The sequence below is a fragment of the Treponema putidum genome (assembly GCF_024401155.1).
Classification (GTDB): domain Bacteria; phylum Spirochaetota; class Spirochaetia; order Treponematales; family Treponemataceae; genus Treponema_B; species Treponema_B putidum.
On sequence record NZ_CP038804.1, the window covers coordinates 2,150,092 to 2,172,975 of the forward strand.

Annotated in this window: 20 protein-coding genes and 3 tRNA genes; 15 read left to right on the forward strand and 8 right to left on the reverse strand. The window is 38.8% G+C overall.

The genetic code is table 11. The features are described from left to right. Window positions 1-59 precede the first annotated feature (59 nt). The 8 genes from E4N74_RS10050 to E4N74_RS10085 all read left to right on the forward strand — a co-directional run bounded on the left by E4N74_RS10050 (window position 60) and on the right by E4N74_RS10085 (window position 4,399). On the forward strand, window positions 60-233 hold the full coding sequence (locus E4N74_RS10050; RefSeq protein WP_245608976.1) for an AAA family ATPase: 174 nt from the start codon (window positions 60-62) through the stop codon (window positions 231-233). Beyond that, window positions 220-387 (forward strand): hypothetical protein, encoded by a 168-nt coding sequence (locus E4N74_RS10055; protein ID WP_158506565.1) that lies wholly within the window; start codon window positions 220-222, stop codon window positions 385-387. The genes E4N74_RS10050 and E4N74_RS10055 overlap by 14 nt, the downstream gene beginning before the upstream one ends. 105 nt (window positions 388-492) lie before the next feature. Continuing rightward, the gene (locus E4N74_RS10060; RefSeq protein ID WP_255805164.1) at window positions 493-951 is read left to right on the forward strand and encodes a hypothetical protein; all 459 of its coding nucleotides are present in this window, start codon (window positions 493-495) and stop codon (window positions 949-951) included. Between the two features lie 236 nt (window positions 952-1,187). Beyond that, window positions 1,188-1,652 carry a hypothetical protein gene (locus E4N74_RS10065; RefSeq protein ID WP_255805166.1) on the forward strand — a complete coding sequence of 155 codons (465 nt, stop codon included), beginning with the start codon at window positions 1,188-1,190 and terminating at the stop codon, window positions 1,650-1,652. A 25-nt stretch (window positions 1,653-1,677) separates the two neighbouring features. Next, window positions 1,678-1,803 carry a hypothetical protein gene (locus tag E4N74_RS10070; protein WP_255817493.1) on the forward strand — a complete coding sequence of 42 codons (126 nt, stop codon included), beginning with the start codon at window positions 1,678-1,680 and terminating at the stop codon, window positions 1,801-1,803. 38 nt (window positions 1,804-1,841) lie between these two features. Next, on the forward strand, window positions 1,842-2,324 hold the full coding sequence (locus E4N74_RS10075) for a GNAT family N-acetyltransferase (protein WP_044977876.1): 483 nt from the start codon (window positions 1,842-1,844) through the stop codon (window positions 2,322-2,324). Between the two features lie 161 nt (window positions 2,325-2,485). Then, on the forward strand, window positions 2,486-3,427 hold the full coding sequence (pip, locus tag E4N74_RS10080) for a prolyl aminopeptidase (RefSeq protein ID WP_255817496.1): 942 nt from the start codon (window positions 2,486-2,488) through the stop codon (window positions 3,425-3,427). A 12-nt stretch (window positions 3,428-3,439) separates the two neighbouring features. Continuing rightward, window positions 3,440-4,399, forward strand: coding sequence for a dienelactone hydrolase family protein (locus E4N74_RS10085; RefSeq protein WP_044977880.1), 960 nt, complete (start codon window positions 3,440-3,442; stop codon window positions 4,397-4,399). Window positions 4,400-4,441: 42 nt separating this feature from the next. Here the strand turns inward: E4N74_RS10085 and E4N74_RS10090 are convergent, their stop codons facing one another. The 4 genes from E4N74_RS10090 to E4N74_RS10105 all read right to left on the reverse strand — a co-directional run bounded on the left by E4N74_RS10090 (window position 4,442) and on the right by E4N74_RS10105 (window position 9,334). Continuing rightward, window positions 4,442-4,672 (reverse strand): PspC domain-containing protein, encoded by a 231-nt coding sequence (locus E4N74_RS10090; RefSeq protein ID WP_044977882.1) that lies wholly within the window; start codon window positions 4,670-4,672, stop codon window positions 4,442-4,444. Window positions 4,673-4,695: 23 nt separating this feature from the next. Continuing rightward, window positions 4,696-5,640 carry a hypothetical protein gene (locus tag E4N74_RS10095; protein WP_255817499.1) on the reverse strand — a complete coding sequence of 315 codons (945 nt, stop codon included), beginning with the start codon at window positions 5,638-5,640 and terminating at the stop codon, window positions 4,696-4,698. Window positions 5,641-5,707: 67 nt separating this feature from the next. Then, entirely contained in the window at window positions 5,708-7,537 is a 1,830-nt protein-coding gene (locus E4N74_RS10100) for an ABC transporter ATP-binding protein (protein WP_044977885.1), read from the reverse strand. Window positions 7,538-7,549: 12 nt separating this feature from the next. Further along, window positions 7,550-9,334 (reverse strand): ABC transporter ATP-binding protein, encoded by a 1,785-nt coding sequence (locus E4N74_RS10105; RefSeq protein ID WP_044977887.1) that lies wholly within the window; start codon window positions 9,332-9,334, stop codon window positions 7,550-7,552. 180 nt (window positions 9,335-9,514) lie between these two features. Between E4N74_RS10105 and pta the strand changes: the two genes are divergently transcribed. The 4 genes from pta (at window position 9,515) to E4N74_RS10125 (ending at window position 16,757) form a co-directional block, all read left to right on the forward strand. Beyond that, the gene (gene pta / locus E4N74_RS10110) at window positions 9,515-10,522 is read left to right on the forward strand and encodes a phosphate acetyltransferase (RefSeq protein WP_044977890.1); all 1,008 of its coding nucleotides are present in this window, start codon (window positions 9,515-9,517) and stop codon (window positions 10,520-10,522) included. Window positions 10,523-10,526: 4 nt separating this feature from the next. After that, window positions 10,527-12,410: a tetratricopeptide repeat protein gene (locus E4N74_RS10115; RefSeq protein WP_044977892.1), complete on the forward strand. Its 1,884-nt coding sequence runs from the start codon at window positions 10,527-10,529 to the stop codon at window positions 12,408-12,410. Window positions 12,411-12,687: 277 nt separating this feature from the next. Further along, complete coding sequence (gene dnaE, locus E4N74_RS10120) at window positions 12,688-16,137, forward strand: DNA polymerase III subunit alpha (RefSeq protein ID WP_255817502.1); 3,450 nt, start codon at window positions 12,688-12,690, stop codon at window positions 16,135-16,137. A gap of 38 nt (window positions 16,138-16,175) precedes the next feature. After that, complete coding sequence (locus tag E4N74_RS10125; RefSeq protein WP_044977896.1) at window positions 16,176-16,757, forward strand: YggT family protein; 582 nt, start codon at window positions 16,176-16,178, stop codon at window positions 16,755-16,757. Window positions 16,758-16,762: 5 nt separating this feature from the next. On the opposite strand, the gene E4N74_RS10130 is transcribed toward E4N74_RS10125, so the two are convergent. The 3 genes from E4N74_RS10130 to E4N74_RS10140 all read right to left on the reverse strand — a co-directional run bounded on the left by E4N74_RS10130 (window position 16,763) and on the right by E4N74_RS10140 (window position 18,717). After that, window positions 16,763-18,472, reverse strand: a complete 1,710-nt coding sequence (locus E4N74_RS10130) for a DUF5312 domain-containing protein (RefSeq protein WP_255805183.1) — start codon at window positions 18,470-18,472, stop codon at window positions 16,763-16,765. 88 nt (window positions 18,473-18,560) lie between these two features. Next, a tRNA-Glu gene (locus tag E4N74_RS10135) sits at window positions 18,561-18,632 on the reverse strand. Window positions 18,633-18,646: 14 nt separating this feature from the next. After that, window positions 18,647-18,717, reverse strand: a tRNA-Gln gene (locus tag E4N74_RS10140). A 130-nt stretch (window positions 18,718-18,847) separates the two neighbouring features. On the opposite strand from E4N74_RS10140, the gene pepF reads away from it, so the two are divergent. From pepF to E4N74_RS10155, 3 genes are read left to right on the forward strand one after another with little or no spacing between them, the layout of a single operon-like run. Continuing rightward, the gene (gene pepF / locus E4N74_RS10145) at window positions 18,848-20,686 is read left to right on the forward strand and encodes an oligoendopeptidase F (protein WP_255805185.1); all 1,839 of its coding nucleotides are present in this window, start codon (window positions 18,848-18,850) and stop codon (window positions 20,684-20,686) included. Between the two features lie 21 nt (window positions 20,687-20,707). Continuing rightward, the gene (locus tag E4N74_RS10150; protein WP_255817504.1) at window positions 20,708-21,697 is read left to right on the forward strand and encodes a M28 family peptidase; all 990 of its coding nucleotides are present in this window, start codon (window positions 20,708-20,710) and stop codon (window positions 21,695-21,697) included. Between the two features lie 48 nt (window positions 21,698-21,745). Then, complete coding sequence (locus tag E4N74_RS10155; RefSeq protein ID WP_255817506.1) at window positions 21,746-22,801, forward strand: Fic family protein; 1,056 nt, start codon at window positions 21,746-21,748, stop codon at window positions 22,799-22,801. Here E4N74_RS10155 and E4N74_RS10160 read toward each other — a convergent pair. Then, a tRNA-Lys gene (locus E4N74_RS10160) sits at window positions 22,799-22,871 on the reverse strand. The genes E4N74_RS10155 and E4N74_RS10160 overlap by 3 nt on opposite strands. Between the last annotated feature and the right edge of the window lie 13 nt (window positions 22,872-22,884).

Here is a 22,884-nt window from a genome sequence, read left to right on the forward strand (position 1 = left end):
ATATAGATACATTTCGGCTAAAATATAATCGGAATACAAATCAGCCGAGAGGAGATCGAATGAACTATATTTCAAGGAATTTGGAAGAGGTTGTTTTAGAAGTAACAAAGGAATATCCGGTAGTGCTTGTAACCGGTCCCAGACAGGTTGGGAAAACTACCATGTTACAAAAGCTCATGGAAGGAACAGACAGGGGGTATGTGTCTTTGGATGATTTAAATGAAAGAAATTAAAAAATCATCAAATCCGGGATCAGAGCTGGTTAAGGTATTCGGACTACTGGATAAAGCATCAATGATTCACTCTAAAGGTGCTGTAATATGTATGAAACCGGAGTTGTCAGCTATTGACAGGGACAACTATATCGTGCCGGTGTGGATGATTTAGAAAGAAAAATATAATGGATGAACAATTATTTAAAATCTTGAAAAAGATTTATAAATGGTAGAATAAAATATAATGATATATACATTGGTAAAAAGGAGATAACAAATGCTAAAGATCGGAAAAAATTATACGTTTGAAGATGACTGGAGCGGCAGGCAGAGTTGTCTGATGTATTTTAAAGAGGATGATTTTGCATCATGGTCAGTGGATATCGGATTTGCTAAAGGTAATTTTAAGGGTGAAACAATAGCAGCTTCTATTTGCATAAATCCGATAGACACAAATAAAAACTCGGTACAAGAATTAGCCGGAGAAGTTTTCTCTATAACAACAATTGAGGAAAGCGATAACAGAGAAGATTCATTTTACATTTATGAACATGAACCGATGGTTTCATACAAGTTAGAAGTTCTTGAAATAAGGAATAGTAAGGCTCATATCAAATGCAACGGAATCTTAATCGTGGATGGATATGCTGAACCCTATGAACAGGAAGAATTTAAAATCGACAGTTGGATACCTGTTATTGAATCGGTTCAGGACTGGGGAAAATTCGGATTATAAGAAAATTATTGAAGAAGAGGAACAGATGAATTTTGAGATAATCGGGATGACAGTATAAATCAGTTTGCAGCTGAAGATTAGAATCGGAATATAATTGACAACCTGTCAGGACAACCTGTTTTTGGGCATTGACTATGTATCCCTAATGATGTATCATCTTTCAGTGATGATTGCATTGTCTAAAATAAGCTTTCGTTTTTATGAGCCGGTATATATGAGTTGGGAGATATTGACAGATGAGTAAATTTATTTGTAAAAGCTCTATTTTCCCTGTTAATGCAAATGTGATATGGGAAAAATTGCAAAGTTTGGAATCGTTACAATATGTGGCAGCTCCTTTTGCAGCCTTTAAATTGATTGATGGTGAAAAAAATATACAATGGGAATGCGGAAAAACATTTCGATTGAATTTTAAACTCTTTGGCGTAATTCCGTTCGGTATTCATTCAATTTATATATGCACTTTAGATAAAGAAACATTAACGATATACTCTAATGAGAATAATCCCCATGTACCGATATGGAATCATAGAATTCAATTGGAGCCCATTGATGACAATCGTACAAAGTATACTGATTGCATAGAAATTGAATCGGGTTGGAAAACAGGCATAATATGTATTTGGGCGAAAGCATTTTATGCACACAGACAAAGAAAGTGGAAGAAATTGCTCACAAAATTTAAAAATACTGAACTATAAAAACTGAAATAATAGAGCATAACTAATGAAAACATATCAGGATATAAATAAAGAAACTATAGATAGATGGGTTGAAGATACAAACGGTTTCGGAAGGCTTCATAAACTGAATATTAAAACATATATTGCGACTAAATCGGTAAAATTGTAGAGCGGAATAAATAACAATTTGTGAGGAGAGACAGCAATATGCTTCATTTAGAAAAAATAAATGGAAAAAATGTTTGGGATATTATTAAATTAAGCGTGGCAGAGTCACAAAAAGAATTCGTTGCAGCTAATGATGTAAGTATCATTGAAGCATACGTTACAATCACGGCAAATGGTTATGCCTTTCCGTTCGGGATATATGACAATGAAACACCTGTCGGGTTTTTGATGATTGGCTTTGATATTCATGACGAGTGGAATGACACACCTGAAATTGCAAGAGGAAATTATAATCTGTGGCGGTTAATGATTGATCAAACTTATCAGAACAAAGGATTCGGTAAACAAGCCGTTAAACTGGCTCTAGATTTTATTAAGACTTTCCCTTGCGGAAAAGCGGAATATTGCTTGCTGTCTTATGAACCTGAAAATACAGCTGCTCGTCAGTTATACCATTCATTCGGTTTTATTGAAAACGGTGATATGGATGGTAGTGAAATTATTGCTGTGTTAAAACTTTAAGACAAACTCAATGAATTAAACCCATTCAAACTGCCTAAAAGGATGGTTAATTTTTTGCAAAGTGATAAATTATACTTGAAATTACTCATAAAAAGATATACTATAAATTAAATCCGGAAACTGATGTTTCCTCCAAAAAAAATTTTTATTAGAGGTAAATTATGAAAATTCTATATGAAAAAACACCGCATTTTGATGAAGGCTTTTTAAAGGTCTCGGATATACACAGTATTTATTATGCCCAATACGGTAACCCTAAGGGAAAACCTGTAGTTTTTTTACACGGAGGCCCGGGAGGAGGCTGTATTCCGGTTGCAAGCCAGTATTTTGATCCCGAATTTTACCGAATAGTCTTATTTGACCAGCGAGGAGCGGGAAAAAGTTTACCGCCTTGCGAGATGAAAGAAAATACATCGGAAAACCTGATTGAAGATATCGAAAAACTTCGCTGCCATCTAGGTATTAACAAATGGATGGTTTTCGGCGGAAGCTGGGGAAGCACTCTTGCTCTAATCTATTCCATCGCCCACCCCGATAAGGTTGTATCTATAATCCTAAGAGGAATCTTTTTAGGAACTCAAGCAGAAATAAATTGGATTTATGAAGAAGGAGGCGCATCGAAGTTCTTCCCTGAAGATTTTGAAGCCTATCAAAATTTTATTCCGCAAGAAGAAAGAAGCTCTTTATTAAGGGCGTACTCAAAACGTCTTTTCGGTGAAGACTCAAACTTGTCCCTTGAAGCGGCCCATAAGTGGAGCCGCTGGGAATCTGCCCTCGTGAGGCTATTCCCCGCTGTCTATGACATGAGTGATGAGGAAGCCCTTGCTATGGCTAAGGCGGAATGCCATTACTTTTTACACAAGTGTTTTTTTAAAGACGATAATTACATCCTAAACAGCTGCGATAAGATTAAAGACCTTCCATGCACTATAGTGCAAGGAAGATATGATATGGACTGTCCGCCTTTTTCAGCTTATAAACTGCATAAAAAATTACCTAAATCGAATTTAAACATTGTCTTATTCGGAGGACACTCCAGTATGGAACCGGGACTGGTAGACGGCCTTGTAAGGGCAGCAGAAGATCATAAAAAATTCTTTTAGATTTTATTCTTTATGAATCATCACTTGCAAGACGGCATTAAGACCTTTGAAGGCCCATACGAAATAAGAGCTTATAATGATAAGAACATAATCGGTTTTAACCGTGTTTATAAAAAAAAATTGGAGGACAATAAAGAAGACAAGAGCCTTTCGGATGAAGAAAATTTAAGAGGTGAAATTACAGTCTATATACCCAAAAAGAAAGGAACATATCCTCTTATCTTAATCAGCCATGGTTGGGCTAATTATAAATACGGTCTTTTACCCATAGGGCGGCATCTCGCATCATACGGATATGCTGCAGCTCTTTTTACTTCAAAGAAAAAGGCCGTCCCAAAGGATTGGATTCCAACCTTTACTGCTGTTCAAAACTTGATGAAGAACAAAAATGAAGATGCCTCTCATGATTTATGCGGCTTAATCGATATAAATAACATAGGCATTGTAGCCCATTCGATGAGCGGGCCCGCATCTTTTTATTATGCCGGTCTTAGGCCTGAGGTTAAGGCTATAAGCGCAATCCATCCTTATAATGGAGCATCACCTATGGTTGAAGCCATAGCAAGCTCCAACGAAGAATTAGGCGACGAATTCCCAAAAACTAAAAGTGCCGTTTTATTTTTAACTTCAGAAATCGATAGATCAGCTTATCCCGAAAAAACCTACCGCTTTTTCAAAAACTTAAATAAAGATGCCCCTGCATGTTTTCTTTCATTTAAAAACATAAAACATAATGGAGCTCTGGATATTTTTAAAACACCTTTATCCGGAGGTTATGATGAAGAAGCATTTAAACTTTATTCCCGCCTTTCAGTATTATGGTTCGACGCATTTTTAAAAGGTAAAAAAGAAAATTTAAAGCATTTTCAAATAGATGATGAATGTTTTAAAGATATTAAGAACTTACTTTACACCGAAATACATAGAGAACACGAAGCCTATCCAAGCTATGATTCGCGTAATTTAGAGTAAAAATAAAAAGCTGCCTCTAAAGGCAGCTTTTTTAACCGCTAATCAGTCACGGGGTGCATATTCATATGTGTCATCATCATCCTTAATTTCGGTATCATATGGCATAATAATAGCCGCTATTATGTAAACAATAACTCCTGAACCCACAACAAAGGCAAATATAATCCACAGCAGCCTGATTAAAACGGGGTCAACACCCAAATATTCGGCAATACCCGCACAAACGCCTAAAATTTTTTTATTGTGTGATGATTTGTATAATCGTTTTTTCATTTTGTCCTCTTAAAATTTTAAATTTATTTTACCTCAGCCTTGGCACTTACTGTCCTGTTTCTTTCTTCCCAAGGAGATGAAACCCTATTTGTATCGGATACAACAAAAAAACAGGCGGTTATCTTATCAAACCAATCGGAATTGGAATCATCCTTACGCAGGATATATCGGCATTCCTTTCCATCCTTTGAAAAAGCCCTGCATCCGTTTACAGGATTTCCCGATGCATCTATCATAGAACCTGAATCCTTGTAGTATTTTTCTCCCGGCACATCAAACCAAAAATATCCGTTTTTTACACGTTCATCATTTACCGAAAAGAAAATTTCAATCGAATCGGAATCCTTTGAAACCGACTTAATTACAGGAACAGAAAGGGCTGCTATTTCATTTTTTGATGAGGACTGAGGAACAATCATTTTTATATCTTCAGTTCCGGTTTCAGCGGAAGTAAGGCTTTCTTCTTCAGCTTTAGCTTCATCGGTTTTATCTTGAGCCTTCTTTTCAAAACCGGTTATATCCAATACCTGCTCATACTTATTTCCATTCACATCCGTAAGAGAGAATTTCCATTTTCCGAGAGCTACAGAACCGGTTCCTTCACCGCATTGAAGCCGTTTTACGGATGCAATCTTAGCCTTATCATCTATTTCGGTTATCTTGTCAAGCTGTGAAGAATTTAAAACCCACATATCTATAGGGGATTCTACAACCAGCTTTTTAACATCAGCAGTATTAAATGAACCGTTATAGTCAATAAAAAAGCTTATAAACATCTCTCCGTTGCCTTTAAGCGTTCCGTTCCATATTGAAGTATCCAATCTTTCTATCATCCATGTAACAGAACTAACGGATATTTTTCCGGGTCCGGACGGAGTATCAGAAGCTTGTTTCGGAGTCGATTTACAGCCTAAAACAAAGACTGCGCATAAAATTGCGATAAATATTTTTGAGTAGAGTTTTTGCATTTTCAATTCCTCCTCTTTCTATTATACACTTATAATTGTAAAAATACAACTACAGTATAAGATAATTTTAAGCCTTTATGTTCAGAGACCTTTGTTCTTCATTTATAAACTGATGAGTATAAAGCTCATAATAATGGCCTTTTTGCTTCATAAGCTCATCATGGCTGCCGTACTCAATCATCTTTCCGCCTTCAATAACGATTATCTTATCCGCATTTCTGATTGTCGACAATCTATGAGCCACAACAAAGGAAGTACGCCCCGATAAAACGGTAGTGATGGCTTTTTGAATTTTTTGTTCCGTTTCGGTATCGATAGAAGAAGTCGCTTCATCTAAAACAAAGAGGCGAGGGTTTCTTACCAAGGTGCGGGCAAAAGAAATAAGCTGCTTTTGTCCTGTAGATAGGAGGCTCCCGCCCTCGCCTACCTCCGTATCATAACCTTTTTCCATCTTAATTATAAAATCATGAGCATCTACCAGCTTTGCAGCTTCGATAATTTCTTCATCGCTTGCATTAAGTTTTCCGTACCTGATATTTTCTGCAATCGTTCCCGAAAAAAGATGAGGCGACTGAAGCACGTAGCCTAGGTTTTCGTGAATCCAGCTTTCGCTCATATCGGTATAGTCTATGCCGTCCACAAGGATGCGGCCGCTTTTGGGCTCATAAAACCTGCAAAAAAGATTAACGATGGTAGACTTTCCGGCACCCGTAGCTCCAACCAAGGCTATTGTTTGCCCCGCTTTAACTTCAAGGTTAAAGCCGCTTAATACGGGTTCTCCCTCCTTGTACCAAAAGGAAACATTTTCAAACTTTACGGCACCTTTAATAGGCGGCTTTTTTTCGTTTGTAGGGCAAAGAGCCGTACCGTATTTTTTAACAACCTCCTCCTTGTCCTTAATTTCAGACTCTTCTTCGAGGAGGCCGAAGATGCGTTCAGCGGCAGCTTGAGCCGAAATAAATTCGGCAAAAAGATCGGCGGCTTCAGCCAAGGGTGCATTAAACTGAGTAACATAAGAAAAAAAGGCAACCAGCAAGCCCATCGTAATAGCCCCCGAAACAACCGAAATTCCGCCATATAAAACCATTAAGCCCGTTCCGACGGCACCGATTAATTGAACAGTAGGCATAAGAACGGAAGAGATTAAGATACCTTTTATAGAGGCGGTTTTCATCTCTTCGGTTTTAGATAAGAATTCTTTTGCGTTAAGTTCTTCACGAACCAAGGTCTTAGTTGTCTTAGCTCCTTGAATGTCTTCATTATAGGATGCCGTCAATTGAGAATTTATCTTACGCACCCGCCTTTGAGCCTTTAAAATTTTTCCTCGAAGATAAATACTAAAAATGACAATTACAGGAAGGGTCAATAAGCCTATGAGGGCAAGCCGAGGACTGTCTCCAATCATAGCAACTATTACAGCTGTCATCATACAAAAACCCCAGAAGAGGTCTGTTGCCCCCCATGCGACAATGCCGGATAATTTATTTATATCGGAGGACATTCTTGACATAAGCCAGCCGACGGCAGTTTTATCGTAAAAAGAAAGAGAAAGAGACTGCAATTTTGTAAAACACTTTGTTCTTAGGCGGTGACACATTTTTATTTCCAAATGGCCGACAAATTTTATAAAGAAAAAAGTGGCGGCCGCAGAAATCAGCAAAAACACTACCGTAAAGATAATTACAGCATTAAAATTACTTAAATCACGTCCCTCCACAAAGGTATCTATTACATACTTCGTCATCTTAGGCTGAACAACATCCAAAGCTCCTGTCAATCCGCCCAAAAGAACGCCCGGAATCAAAAGCTCTTTAAAATAGCCGAATTCTTTTAGAACCTTTTTCCATACTCCGCTTTTAAATTTTTCATCATAGTTATCTATATCTAAATCTTCCATAATTTAATTTCCTTATTGTGCTGCAGCACTTTGAATATCGTAAATCCTTTTGTATAAACCTTCTTGAGCTATCAGCTGTTCATGAGTTCCCTCTTGGCTTATCTTTCCGTTTTCTAAAACAATAATATTATCCGCATCACAAATAGTTGAAATTCTATGCGAAATTATAATCATTGTTTTGTTCCCTTTTTCTTCCTTTAGAGCGGAACGGATGCTGATATCCGTTTGGGTGTCTACAGCCGAAAGGGAGTCATCAAAAATAATAACGGGAGAATCTTTGATGAGGGTTCTGGCAATTGCAAGCCTTTGTTTTTGTCCTCCCGAAAGAGAGACGCCCCGTTCTCCGACCAAGGTCTCATAACCTTTTTCAAACTTATTTATTTCTTCATCTAAAAAAGCGACCTTTGAGAAATGGCGGGCAAAAGAATCGGAAACATCGGGCACGGCTAATTTGAGGTTTTCCATAATTGTTCTGCCGTATAAAAACGGCTCCTGTAAAATCAGCCCCACCTGAGACCTTATCCAACCCTTGTCTATAGTGTTTAATTCTTTTCCTTCCATTTTGATAGAGCCTGAATCATATTCATAAAGGCGGGCAAGTAAATGCACAAGGGAGCTTTTTCCCGATCCTGTAGGCCCTAGGATTGCAACAGTTTGTCCGCTTTTGATATTAAAAGAAACATTGTCGAGTATCTTTTGATTTTGTGTTTCAGGATAAGAAAATGAAACGGAATCAAAGCTAATGTTTCCTTTAATTTCGGGTTTTTCGTTTGTCGGGAAAATATCTTCAGCCTTTTCATTTAAAATAGTTTCAATGCGTCCTGCAGAAACAAAGGATTTTCCTATATTGCTTATGATACGTCCTAAACGGCGGACAGGCCAGATTAACATTCCCGTATAAGAAATAAAGGCTACTAAATCTCCTGAACTTATATCGCCTCTGTAGGCCAATAGACTTCCGTAAAGAATTATCCCAAAAACTTGGGCTATCGAAAGAGAATCGGAGAATGACCAAAAAGCGGCAAAGCTGTTATTTATCTTCAAATTCTGATTGCGGTACCTTTCGCTCCGCTTAATAAATTTTTCTATTTCGTATTGATGGCGGGTAAAGGCTTTTACGACTCTTATGCCGGTTAAATTTTCCTGTATTGCAGTAGTCATTGAGGCTTCATATTCCGTTGCTTTTTTAAATTGCCTCTGAATTCTTCTAAAAAATATGGCCGATGAAAAAAAAGTCAAAGGCATAATGCAAAAGGAAATAAGCATTAGACTCGTATTTAATTGAGCCATCAAGTAAATGGTATAAATTATCAAAAAGACGGAACTTACCGTATCCATTATCTGGGAATACAAGGCCAAGCGGATGGTTTCAACATCCGAAGTACACCTTTGAATCAGGTCTCCGGTTTCTGCCTTAGAATGATAGGAGTAAGGAAGAAGCTGGATATGATTGTAAAGTCTATTTCTGAGAGTCTTTATTGAACGCTCCGTTGCGACACTGGCTATGTTTATTCTGCCGAATGTAAAAAGGCCCCTTATAAGTGAAAAAAAGACTATCAGGGCAGCCATTACAAGTAAGCCTCTTGTTCCGCTTAAGTGGTCTTTAAACAAGGCAACAAGCTGAGATATTAAACCTTTCGGCAAGGCAGCTCCTCCTATTACCGAGTCTATTGTAATTCTGATAAGCTGAGGCTGCATGGCAACGATTACTTGTGAAAACAACGTAAAAATAAGGGCAAGTATATAAAGCCGGCTTTGCCCTTTTGCATAAGATAAAAGTCTTTTTAAATTTTGCATAATTTGATACCCTAATTCACGTGATTTTAACACAAAAGAAGAATTTATTCTATACAAATTCCCCCATAATCCATGGGAAATTAATTGCTAGACATAAATATTGAAAAATGCTAAAATACCGCGTAAGTAAAAATTGTTAGCCCAATTTAAACATACGGAAAAGATTAAGGAGATAAAATTATGAGTTTTGTAGATGAAATGAAAAGAAAGGCAAAAATGTATGCTAACCGCCTTGTTTTGCCTGAAGGTACTGAAGAAAGGACTCTTAAAGCAGCCCGATCTATCGTAGATGAAAAATTGGTATCGGAGCTTTTTTTAATCGGTTCCGATGAGGCTGTTTCTGCAGCGGCTTCTAAAGCAGGTGTAAAACTTGACGGAATTAAAATAATAGATCCGAAAAAATCGGAATGGCTTGATTCTTTTGCCGAGAGCTATTACGAAAAAAGAAAGGCTAAGGGAATGACCCTTGAACAAGCTAAGATAGAAATGAGTGCAGAGCTGGGTTTTGCAGCTATGATGCTGGTTCAAGATAAGGCGGATGCAATGGTTGCAGGAGCCTTAAACACAACAGCCGATGTACTACGTGCCGGTTTAAAAGTTATCGGAACTCTTCCGGGAATGAAAACCGCTTCTTCTTGCTTTTTGATGGATACAAAAAATCCCAAACTTGGGGCAAACGGAGTCTTTATATTTTCGGACTGTGCCGTAATTCCGACTCCCAGTTCGGAACAGTTGGCTGACATTGCATGCTCCGCAGCTATTAGCTGCCGAACCTTTGCCGGAGTTGAGCCTGTTGTTGCAATGCTCTCCTTTTCAACAAAGGGCTCCGGCGGAGACAAGGATGAAAATATTTTACGCGTCCGCGAAGCCGTAAAAATCTTACAGGAAAGAAAACCGGATTTTGTCTTTGACGGAGAAATCCAGTTGGACTGTGCTATAGTTCCTTCAGTTATGCAAAAGAAAGCAGCCGACTCTCCGGTAAAAGGACAGGCCAATACCCTTATCTTCCCGGATCTTGGAGCCGGAAACATCGGATATAAGCTGGTACAAAGGATTGCCGGAGCAGAAGCTCTCGGCCCCTTCCTTCAGGGTTTTGCAAAACCCATATCCGACCTTTCCAGAGGATGCTCGGTAGACGACATAATCACCACCTCGGCCGTAACATTGGTTCAAGCCGGAAGAAAATAAACTTATGGCTAAGTCTGTAAATGCGCTTATAAATGAAGCCATTGAAGCCGGAAAAAAACGCGACTATAAGACTTCAATTTTAATTTTAGAAAAACTTGCTGCAGAAGGCTTAGCCGAAGTATCTTCCCCCTTTTACGGCGAAAAACAGGGAAATCCCGAAATATATTTATACCTTTCAAGGGCTTGGGCTGCCGTAAACAATTACGGCAGAGCCATAGCCTACGGTAAGGCCTATATTAAAAGATGCTCATCGGATTCGGCATTCGATCATTCGAATTTACCTATGGGCTTCTTTTTTTTGGGCCGCTCCTATTTAGCTGCAGGGCAGTATGACAGAGCCGCTTACTGCCTTGAAAAGAGCTTAAAGCTCAATCCTCAGCCGGTTGAAACAAGGGCAATGCTCGGCTCTGCCTATCTAAAATGGAAAAAGCCCCGCCTTGCCAGAAAGACCTTTGAAGAAGCCCTAAAATTTGCCCCCTCAAATGCAAAACTTAATGCCGGATATTTAAATTCTCTTTTTGTTGAAGGAATTTATGAATTAAGAAACGGCAATGCAAACATGGCACGCCAAATGTTCAGCTTTGCAATAAAAAACGGCATTGACGGGGTTGCTCCGCGCCTCTATCTTGCACACGCTCTAAAAATGGAAGGTTATCTGCCCGAGTCTCTAGGCCAGTACGAGGCGGCTTGCGAATTCGAGCCCGATGATACCGCCCTAAAGTGGTACCCTGCAATGATCAAGATGCAGCTGGGCGATACAGCCTCTGCTGCAGAAGATTTTGCAAAACTGGGTATTGAGATTCCCGATGACGGAATTTCAGACCGTTTTTTTGCAATGGGCGTTATCAAAAAGCATATGGAGCGGGGTGATTACTCAAGGGCAGCCGTTGCTGCCCGAATTTTTATTAAGACATTTGGAAGCGATGCCGAAATACGCCTTCTTGCCGCCGAGGCTCAGCGTTCCATGGGCAACACTAATGCAGCCCTAGGTCATTATAAATGTGCAATAGAACATGAGCCTCAAAATCCTTACCCTTATTACGGCACAATGCTTGCCCTCCAAGAAGCATACCGCTGGGAGGAACTTAGCTCTGCAATCCTGCGGGCAGAAGCAAGCGGAGTTTGCGATGCCGACGATATTTATTATTATAAAATAATCACCGCCGCCCATATCGATAACCCTCCCGAAGAGGTATTACCTCATCTTCAAGCTCTTATTCAAAACGGAAGAGCCGATACAGCTATCTTTAATGCGATGGGCTGCTGTTATATAAAACTGAATATGCCCGATTTAGCTCTTAGCTGGTATGAAAAAACCTTAGGTTTGAATGAAAAAGATGAAGAAGCTAAAATAGGAATTATCGCCTCTTACGAAAATTTACAATTAAATAAAGAAGCCGATGAAGCCTACGGTTTATATTTACAAGAATGGGAAAAGAATATTTACATAAGGCGGGATTATGTTTTGTTCCTTGAAAAATGCGGGCGTTGGGAAGATGCCGGCAACCAACTTGAAATTTTAATGAGTCAAAGCGGAAAAGTTAATTTTGATCCTGAACTGGCTTTGTTCCGCCGAAAAGCAGGACAATACCAAAAAGCCGCTATTCTTTACAGGAAAATGCTTAGGGCTAAGCCTGAAGAAAGGCTTTTATTACACAATCTTGTATTCTGCCTTGATAAAATCGGACAAAGCAAAACAGCCCTCGAATTACTTAAAACAGCAGAAAAAATGTTCGGAACTAAGACGGACACCTTGCTTATAAAGGGAATCCTCCAAATGCGTTTAAAAAAGAAAGAAGAAGCTATCAAAACATTTCAATATATATTGGAAAAAGAACCGAAAAACCGGCATGCTGCCGAATTTTTGGAAAAAGCTTACGGGAAATGATTAAGAGAAAGCAGCCTCAGATAGAGCAGGAAAGCATAACATATCGGGAAGCTTTTTTATCAATAAAGTGAATTTATCATACCCATATAGATGAAATCAGCAAAGTATTTTTATTTTCGTAATTATAAAATAGTTTCAAATTTCTTCTTGATTTTTAAAGAATCAAGAAGTTTCAAGAAGTATTAAATCCTCCGATTTTTTTCCGATCGGCAGCTTGGGGGTTTTCCTTTATCCAAGTCTTGAAAAAAAGAGCCTTTTGTGGTAGGCTTGAAGCCTTATGGCTGTCGATTTTGTTCATCTTCATGTTCATTCCGATTTTTCTCTTTTAGACGGAGCGGCTTCGGTTAAAAGCCTTGCAGCAAAGGCTGAAAAGCTGGGGCAGACTGCCCTTGCATTGACCGATCACGGTAATATGTTCGGGGCTATAAATTTTTATAATGCCTGTAAAGAAAAGAATATAAAGCCCATAATCGGCTGCGAGTTCTATGTGGCTCCCGAAAGCCGCTTTGAAAAAAAAGAAACTCCGGGAGGGAAAAAATACTATCACCTCATCCTATTGGCAAAGAACGAAACAGGATACCGTAATTTAATGGTGCTTTGTTCTAAAGGATATACTGAAGGTATGTATTATAAACCGCGCATAGACGATGAGCTTTTGGCTCAGTATGCGGAAGGGCTTATATGCTTGTCGGCCTGTCTTGCAGGGGAGCTTCCTGTTCTCTTGTTAAACGGCGAAAAAGAAAAGGCCGAGGCTCATGTCAGAAAATACCGTGAAATTTTCGGTGCCGAAAATTATTTTATCGAACTTCAAGATCATGGAATAAAAGAAGAAAAAAAGGCTGCCAAACTTTTAATCGAAATAGCCCGCAAGATCGGCATTCCTTTGGTTTTAACCAACGATATTCATTATGTAGAACAAAAAGACTATATAGCGCAAGATATCTTAGTATGTATCGGGATGAAAAAACTTAGAACCGATACCAATCGAATGCAATTTGAGGGAAGCGAATTTTATTTTAAGTCGGGAGAGGAAATGGCCAAACTCTTTCCGGAATATCCTGAAGCGGTTTTAAACACTGTCCGCATTGCGGAAATGTGCAATTTGGAAATTCCGCAGCCGGGCCCCATTCTTCCGATATATGAAATCCCTGAAGACTTTAGCTCAAAAGAAGATTATATCAGGCATTTGGCCGAGGAAGGTTTAAAAAAGCGTTATCCCGTCATTACCGATAAAATAAAGGAAAGGCTTAATTACGAACTCGATATAGTTATAAAAATGGACTTTGTCGGTTATTTTTTAATTGTTTGGGATTTTATTAACTGGGCAAAAAATAACGGTATACCGGTAGGCCCGGGACGCGGTTCCGGAGCCGGTTCAATTCTTGCATACTCTTTGCGTATTACGGATATAGACCCCCTAAAGTATAACCTCCTTTTTGAACGCTTTTTAAATCCCGAGCGGGTTTCGATGCCCGACTTCGACGTAGACTTTTGCTTCGAAAGACGGCAGGAGGTAATAGAATATGTACGTCAAAAATACGGGGACGAAAATGTAGGTCAGATTATTACCTTTGGAACCTTAAAGCCAAAGGCTGTCGTAAAAGATGTGGGACGGGTTTTAAATATTCAGCTTGCAGATGTAAATGCCATTACAAAGCTCATACCTCCTAAACCTCTAACTGATGGAGTAAAAGAGGTTACCTTAAAATACGCTGTTGATGTAGTCCCCGAATTAAAAGAAATGGCCGAAGACCCGCAATACAAAGAGCTTTTTGAAATAAGCATAGCTCTTGAAGGGCGAAACCGTAATTCGAGTCTTCATGCTGCGGGCATCGTTATAGGTAAGACTGCCTTAACCGACTATGTTCCGCTTTACAAGGATTCAAAAACCGGAAAGGTTGCTACTCAGTTTACAATGGATTTAATCGAAAAATGCGGCCTTGTAAAGATGGACTTTTTAGGCTTAAAAACCTTAACCCTCATAAAGCATACTGAAGACCTTATTCATAAGAGAGGTGGAGAATGGGAAAAATTTTCGATAGGCGATATTGACTATTCGGATGCTGAAACCTTTAAAATGCTTAGCGAAGGTAAAGCGGCTGCCGTATTCCAATTTGAAAGTCAGGGAATGCAAAATATTTTAAAGCGCGCAAAGCCTTCCAAAATGGAAGATTTGATTGCTTTAAATGCTTTATACCGTCCGGGTCCTATGGATTATATCAACCAGTTTATCGAGTCAAAATTCGATAATTCAAAAATCAAATATCCCGATCCCTGTCTTGAAGATATCCTAGCCGAAACTTATGGGGTTATCGTTTATCAAGAACAGGTTATGCAGGTTGCACAAAGAATAGCAGGCTATTCCCTCGGTCAAGCCGACATACTCCGCCGTGCTATGGGAAAGAAAAAAATTGAGGTTATGAAAACCGAAAAAGAAAAGTTTATTAAGGGTGCACAAGAGAAGGGCTTCAGCAGGGAAGACGCCGACAGGATTTTTGAGATTCTTATCCCCTTTGCAGGCTATGGCTTTAATAAGAGCCACGCAGCCGCTTACTCCGTTTTAGCCTTTCAAACAGCCTATTTAAAGGCTCATTTTCCGGCAGAATTTATGGCAGCTAACCTTACCAACGAAATTACCTCTACCGACAAGCTTCCTGAATATATTGCCGAAGCCGAAAAGATGGGGCTTAAAATTCTTCCCCCCGATGTAAATTTATCCGACCCATATTTTAGTGTTTCCTCCGACGGCAATATTATCTTCGGGCTTTTGGGAATAAAGGGAGTCGGAATGCAGGCTGCCCATGAACTTGCTGAAGAGCGCGAAAAAAACGGCAGATATAAGTCATTTATCGATTTTTTGGAGCGGAACGATCTGCACACTCAAAATAAGCGTAACCTTGAAGTTATGATTAAAACCGGCTGCTTTGATAGTTTGGGACAGGAGCGTTCTACCTTGATGGTAAATATGGATGGGGCCGTGGCTTACGCTTCCCAAAAAAAAGAAAACGAAAGTACGGGGCAGGGAAGTCTTTTTGAGGGCTCCGGTATAAAAGAGTTTTCGGACTTTGTTTTTGAAAAAATCGAAGAGTTCCCCAAAAAAGAAAAACTTAGGCTTGAAAAAGAGCTGATGGGTTTTTATATTTCGGGACACCCTCTGGATGAATACCGCAAGGTAATAAATAATTCTGCCACCTTGGATATTTCACATCTTGCACGCGCTACCTCAAAGAAGAGATATGTTCTTGTCGGTATGCTTACAGGAGTCAGACAGCATCAAACAAAAAAAGGTGCAATGATGGGCTTCGGAACCTTTGAAGACCTAAACGGAACATTAGATTTGGTTTTCTTTCCGAAAACATGGGAAAAGTATAGACCTTCCCTTTTGCCCGAAACAGTATGCGGCTTTGTGGGTTCTATTGATAACAGTGATGGCGAGTCTCATTCCTTTTTGGTAGACGATGTTTTGGAAATAGATAAATTGCAGCAGAAGGCTTTAAGCGAGGTTCACATTGAGCTTGATGAAAATATAACTTCTGCAAAAGAGTTGACCGGTTTAAAGGATTTTTTATATGAGAGGTCAGGTAACTGCGATGTTTATATTCATGTAAAGGATGAGGATAAGGCTTATATAATTAAGGCTTCTTCTCAAATCCGTATACCATCAACTCCCGAATTTATAGAAGAATTAAATATGCAGTTCGGGGTTGAACAAATTTGGCTTGAATAAAAAAGAATTAAATTTAAAATATAGATAGAGAGGTTTATATGATATCATCACTTTTTAGCACATTGGGTTTCGTAGTAAAGATTTATTCTTATCTTTGTATTATTTATATTTTTCTTTCGTGGTTTGGAGCACGTTCACGGGGCGGCTTTCTTTATGAAATTTGTGATCCTTACTTGAGCTGGTTTAGGAGATTCAGATTTACTCAAATCGGAATGGTAGATTTTTCGCCTATCTTAGCCATTGGGATTTTATCTCTTTTTTCCGGTGTGTTGTTCCAAATTGCAGATATGAGGTCATTTTCCGTTTTGGGAATTGTATTAAACCTTGTAAATATAGTTTGGTCGTTTTTTTCATTCTTACTCAATTTTTTTATTATAATATTGATAATTAGATTGGTTCTTGATTTTTCTGAAAACTACCGGCGGGGAAACTTTGCCGATATGCTCGACAGATTTTTATCGCCCGTTTTTGTGAGAGTTCATAAGTTATCAGGCGGAAAATTTATGAGCCTGAGAAAACAGATAATCGTATGTCTGATAGTACTGATTCTTTTACGGTTCTTATTAGGGAGCTTTATAGGATCATTGAGCGTAATGTTTACATACTTTAGGTTCGTATAAAAATCTTATTTTGCTTCGGCTTCAAGCTTTTCCGCTAAGGATAAGAGATTTATACTTGTATGTATTTGTTCTTTTGCGTTAGCAACTTCTTCGCGGAAATGCCCGTTTTTAGATCCGGCTATAATTGCCCAGTTTGTAATAGTTGCATATGTGCTTGTTTTTCCGCCGCCGAGGATTCCTGTTAAAATCAGCTCAATCGATTTTAAAGCATCAATACTCGAATTTATAAGCTGCTTTGCTTCTGCCTCGACCGTGTGCATCAAGCCTTCAATTTGATTTTTGTTTTTTAAAGTGGCTGTCTTTTCTGCACGTATTTTTGCAAAAGCTGTTCCTACGTCTCCTGTAGGAGATAAGCGGTTTTCAAACTTTTCAAATTCACCTTTACGGTGCTCAAGCACATTATATGAAGTTGTATACTCGTTCAAATTTTCATGTTTATAAAAATTGCCTTCTACTAGGATTGTTTTTAGGGTATTCGAAAGTTTTTCATCATAAAAGGCATAAAAAAATGTTTTTAAAAATAGAAAAGGAAGTTCTTTTTTAAATTTACATTCTACCCATAAATTGCGCCATGGACAAAATTTCATAGATTCCAAATCGCCCACCTTTAAAAGGTTAATCATCTGAATCTTAATATTAAACTTTTTTTGTTCATATGACCAAGTTGACCATTTTTGGTTAAACCGCTCATACCAAGCCTGTTTAAAGTAAATAAACCAATCTTCACCGCCTGTCAACTTATAAGGCATCCAATTTATGTCTTTTTTAATGTAGCGGGTAATGTCTAAGAGAGGAACTTGTTTTAAAAACAGCCTTATAGCTCCAAGGGCTTCAATAGCTTCCTTTACAAATTCGTCCGCCTCTTTTACCATTCTGCTGTCATCATCTATTATGGTCTCTTGTGCATGCATTAAAAATAGAGCTTGAAGAAGATTATAAGGTATGTTTTTTTTAGAATAAAGTATTGACGAGAGGACTTCCATTTCGGGCTGTATCGTAAGGGCTTGGCATGTAGCATTTGAATCCGAAATTACATTAAACCTCAACAAAGTTTTATCCAATGCAAGAGAGCAGAAGGATTTCATCCATTCTATAGCTTGAGCGCATAAGTACATTTCTGTTTTTTCTTCATCAGTTAAATTAGAAAAAACCGCATCAATTTTTCGTAAAAAACCTGTCCGGATATTTGATGAAACTTCTGAGCCTATCTTAATTGAAAAAGGGTTTGTTTCTTTCATGAGTTTTTCGTAGGTTGCGGGTGCAACAAAGGAACTTACAAGCATATAGAAAGAGCCCTTACCTGAGTCATAAGCCGAAAGAAGAGATGTAAAAAACAATTGGGTTTTTCGTAGATTTTTTAATTCCGTATAAAAAACACCGGTATAGACATTCTGATGTATATTTATATAGGCGCCGGCCGATCTTTTAAGATTTTTTGCCATTCTTTTTAAAAGTTCTTCATTATATATTACTTTTAAAGGTATGGATCTTAAAAACGATCTTATAGAGAGCCACAATCTTATCAAAAAGGGTTCGCTTGCTATGCCTATTCCCTGATGTTCTCTGATTTTTTCTGAAAGAGTTGCCTTTTCCTCGGGTTGGGCTTCGGCTGCAAAGTCTTCCATGCTGCGCTGAATAGTTTCCAGCAGAGTTTGCGTTTCTTCTTTTGATAATGATTTTACTAATTGATCAAATGTTGACAGACTTCTTTCCATATCCTTATATATTACCGTAAATTATGAAAAAGTCTATAGGGTATAAAATAAACTTATAAGGTGTTTTTTATATCGGAATCTACAGAACCGGTCCCTACGGGAATCGAACCCGTCTTTTAAGATTGAGAATCTCATGTCCTAACCGATAGACGAAGGGACCAATGAATAAAAAAATTCCCCAGGGAGGATTCGAACCCCCACAAGCAGAACCAGAATCTGCGGTGCTACCATTACACAACCGGGGAATAATGAAACAAGAATATATCATCAATCAAAAAAAAAGTCAATAAGCCCTGTTGAACCTTTTGCACCTTATCAAATTTTTTTTTAAGAAAAGAACTTGCCTATTTGCCGGCATTGTTGTATAGTAATTACATGAAAAACTCAACAACACCTAAACGTTCCGAGATCGCCAAGAGCGACAAATGGAATATTGAATTACTTTTTAAGAATGACAAAGAATGGGAAGCGGCTCTTGCTTCCATTCCGGAAGGCGGAAAAGAGATCTTAAAATATAAAGAAGCTTTTTCCAAGCCTGAAACAATCGATGCGGCAACCCTGCTTGCCTGCCTAAAGGCTTCAACAGGAGTTGATAGAATTGCCGAAAAGGTCGGAAACTATGCCTTTTTACAAAAATCTTCAAACGAGGGAGACCCCGAAAACATCAAACGGCTAAGTAAATACATGATGACCGTTACGGAACTTTCGGCTGCGACCAGCTGGCTCATGCCCGCCATCATGGAAATCCCTGAAGAAAAAATCCGTTCATGGATTGATCCTTCAAGTCCCACCGGAAAGGATTTTGCCGATTTTAAGGTTTCCTTGGAAAAAACCTTGCACCTAAAACCCCACACCCTTTCAGACAAGGAAGAGAAGATTTTAAGCCTTTTAAGAGAGCCCCATGGCACGCCGAGCCAAGCCTTTTCGGTTCTAACCAATGTAGACTTTGATTTCGGTACTATTACCACAAAAGAAGGCGATATAAAACTAACTCAATCTTCTTATTCAAAGTTTATGCAAAATCCCGACAGAGCTTTGCGCGAAAAGGCCTATAAACAGCTTTACGGCACATACGGCGCACATAAAAACACAATTGCAAGCCTTTACACGGGACAGGTTCAGCAAAATGTAGCCCTTGCAAAAATACGGGGCTATGCTTCTGCAAGAGAAAAATCCCTATATGTAGACAAGGTTCCTACAGCCGTTTATGACAATCTTGTAGATACAATCCACAAGAATTTAAAGCCCTTGCATAAATTCTACAGTCTCTTAAAAAAACATTTAGGACTAAAAGAGCTCCGGCACTACGATGTATATATGCCCTTAGTCAGCGAGGTAAAAAAAGTTACCCCATATAATGAAGCAGTCGACATCATCACCGAAGCCCTCAAACCTCTTGGAGAAGAATATGTTAAAACAATCCGAAACGGTCTTTTAAACGGTTGGGTTGACAAGTATGAAAATGAGGGCAAACGCTCAGGAGCCTTTTCATCAGGCGGATATGACAGCGATCCGTATATTCTGATAAACTACAAAGAAGACGTTATCCGTGATGTATTCACCCTTGTGCACGAAGGCGGCCATTCTATGCACTCATGGTACTCAGTAAGAAATAACCCTTACCCCTGCTACCACTATACAATTTTTGAAGCCGAAGTTGCCTCTACCTTTAACGAGGAGCTCTTATTTAGGCACATGCTTAAAACAACTACTGACCCGAAAATGAGAGCCTATCTTTTGAGCGTTAGAGCTTCCGATATTCTTGCAACCCTCTACAGGCAAACCATGTTTGCAGAGTACGAAAGAATTACTCATGCTCTTGTTGAAAGCGGAACGCCTCTCACAGTCGAAAATTTAAGAAGCGAATACAAAAAACTTCTGGAACTCTATTTCGGGCCGGAAATGGTATTCGAAGATGTAAGCGATTTGGAAGGGTTGAGGATTCCTCATTTTTACAGGGCATTCTATGTTTACAAATATGCGACAGGCATTTCGGCTTCGATGGCTCTTGCCGAAAGAGTTTGCTCAGGCGGAGATAAAGAACGCGAAGACTACTTTAAGTTCTTAAAATCAGGAGGCTCACGCTATCCGATTGAATCGCTAAAACTTGCAGGTGTGGACATGGCAAATCCGGCTCCGGTACAGGCAGCATGCGATAACTTTGCAAAGATCGTAAACGAACTCGAAAAAGCTCTTGAAGAATTAAAAAAATAAAACTAAAAGGCTTTAACAAAGATGATTAAGGAAAATGAAGATAATCCGCTTAATTCCGATTTGTTTAAAGCCTTTTTAAAAAAAGACCTTAACCGCTGTGATTTTATATCGCAGTGGTTAAGAGCTCACAATGTTCCGCACAGCATAGTAAACCTTGCACAAAAAAAACACATAATCATAAAATATCCTGTACAATTTTACGATAAGAACTTTAAAATGAAAACCCTTGTATCCCACTATGACAGAGCTCCAAATACCCAAGGTGCTAACGACAATTCAGCCTCTTGTTTTATCCTCATGAACTTTGCAAAAAAACTATGCTCTTACACAAAGCCTCACAACATAAAAATCATCTTTACCGACGGGGAAGAAGCAGGGGCTTCCGGTCTTAAAGAACAAGGAGCATACACTCTCGGAACAGGCTTAAAAAAACTTAAAATGGATGAGGACGATATCTTTGTATTCGACATGTGCGGAAGAGGCGATACCCTAATTCTCTCCCGTTCGGGTATTTTCGGACGGGATGAAGCAAAAACAAAGAAGCTGGACGAGCTGCATAAAAGGGCGGGTCTCTTTGCTCAAAGAGCTTGTCCCAATCAATGGCTTTCAATGCTGACGGCTTATAGCGACAATGCAGGCTTTATTGCCGCAGGCCTTTGTGCGCAGGCCGTAACCGTTCTTCCAAGAGAAGAAGCCGAGTCCCTTTTACGCTGCCTCCCGCGGGAAAAAGCCGCTGCCCTTGTATACCGCTTTCCTCAAAAAAAAATGTCTGCACCCAACAGACAAAATCAAACTGCCTCACCCGATAGCCAAAACAAAACAGCCATCAGCGAACTCACGGAAATGGTAATAAAAAATCAAAAACCGCCTCAAGGTTCCCCCTTCGAAAAAATAATTCCATTTACATGGCAGTTAATGCATACCTCTGATGACATGATTGAAACTCTTAATAGCGAAGCCTTTACCCTCACCGAAAAATATCTTAACATCTTGACGGAGAATTACCGCTAAAATTTAAAACTACTTAACTACATCTTAAAAATCTTCTATAATAGAAGTATGAGCTATGAACCTCCATTTAAAATTACGTCAAAAGCTATAAATTTGATTTCTCAAATATCCGCAGATATGGAACGCTTTAAAATAAGACTTGAACAAGAAGACGGTGTAAGACTGCGTAAAATAAACCGAATGAAAACGATACAAGGCTCTCTTGCAATTGAGGGTAATACATTAACCGAAGAACAGGTTACTGCCTTAATTGAGGGGAAACATGTTATAGCTCCCATGCGAGAAGTTCAAGAAGTAAAAAATGCAATTAAGGTTTATGAAAAATGTATGTCCTTCAATCCTTATAAAGAAAAAGACTTATTAAAGGCTCATGGAATTTTGACTATGGGTCTTCTCGATAATCCGGGACACTTTAGAAAAGGAGGAGTCTGTATAGCCGGAAAAAACGGCATAAGTCACATAGCCCCGCCAGCCGATCGAGTTCCATTTTTAATGAGCGATCTATTCGATTGGCTTAAAAATAGCGATTACCATCTCCTTATAAAAAGCTGTGTTTTCCATTATGAGTTTGAGTTTATTCATCCGTTTGAAGACGGAAACGGAAGAATGGGACGCTTATGGCACTCCAGAATTCTTGCAGATTGGAATCCTATATTTATTCACCTCCCCATCGAAAATATGATTTTAAAAAATCAAGCGGCATATTATAAGGCACTTGAGCAAAGCACGGATGAAAACGATTCAGGTATTTTTATAGATTTTATGCTTGAAATAATAGTCAAAACAATGAAAAACAGCCGCAAAAAAAGCACTGTAAATGATACTGTAAATGATACTGTAAATGATACTGTAAATGATACTGTAAATGATACTGTAAATGATACTGTAAATGATACTGTAAATGATACTGTAAATCAGATACTAAAATGCTTAAAAGCAAATCCTGAAATATCATATGAACAGCTAGCTGAAAAAATGTCAAAATCGAGGGCAACCATAAGCCGAAAAATTTCGGAACTAAAAAAAGCAGGTATAATCAAACGCATCGGTGCCGATAAAAACGGCTATTGGCAAATCGTAGATAAAAAATATTCAAAAATTTGAGCCATGCAGGCTTCGAACCTGCGACCCACAGATTAAGAGTCTGTTGCTCTACCAGCTGAGCTAATGGCCCGTAAAACGAGATT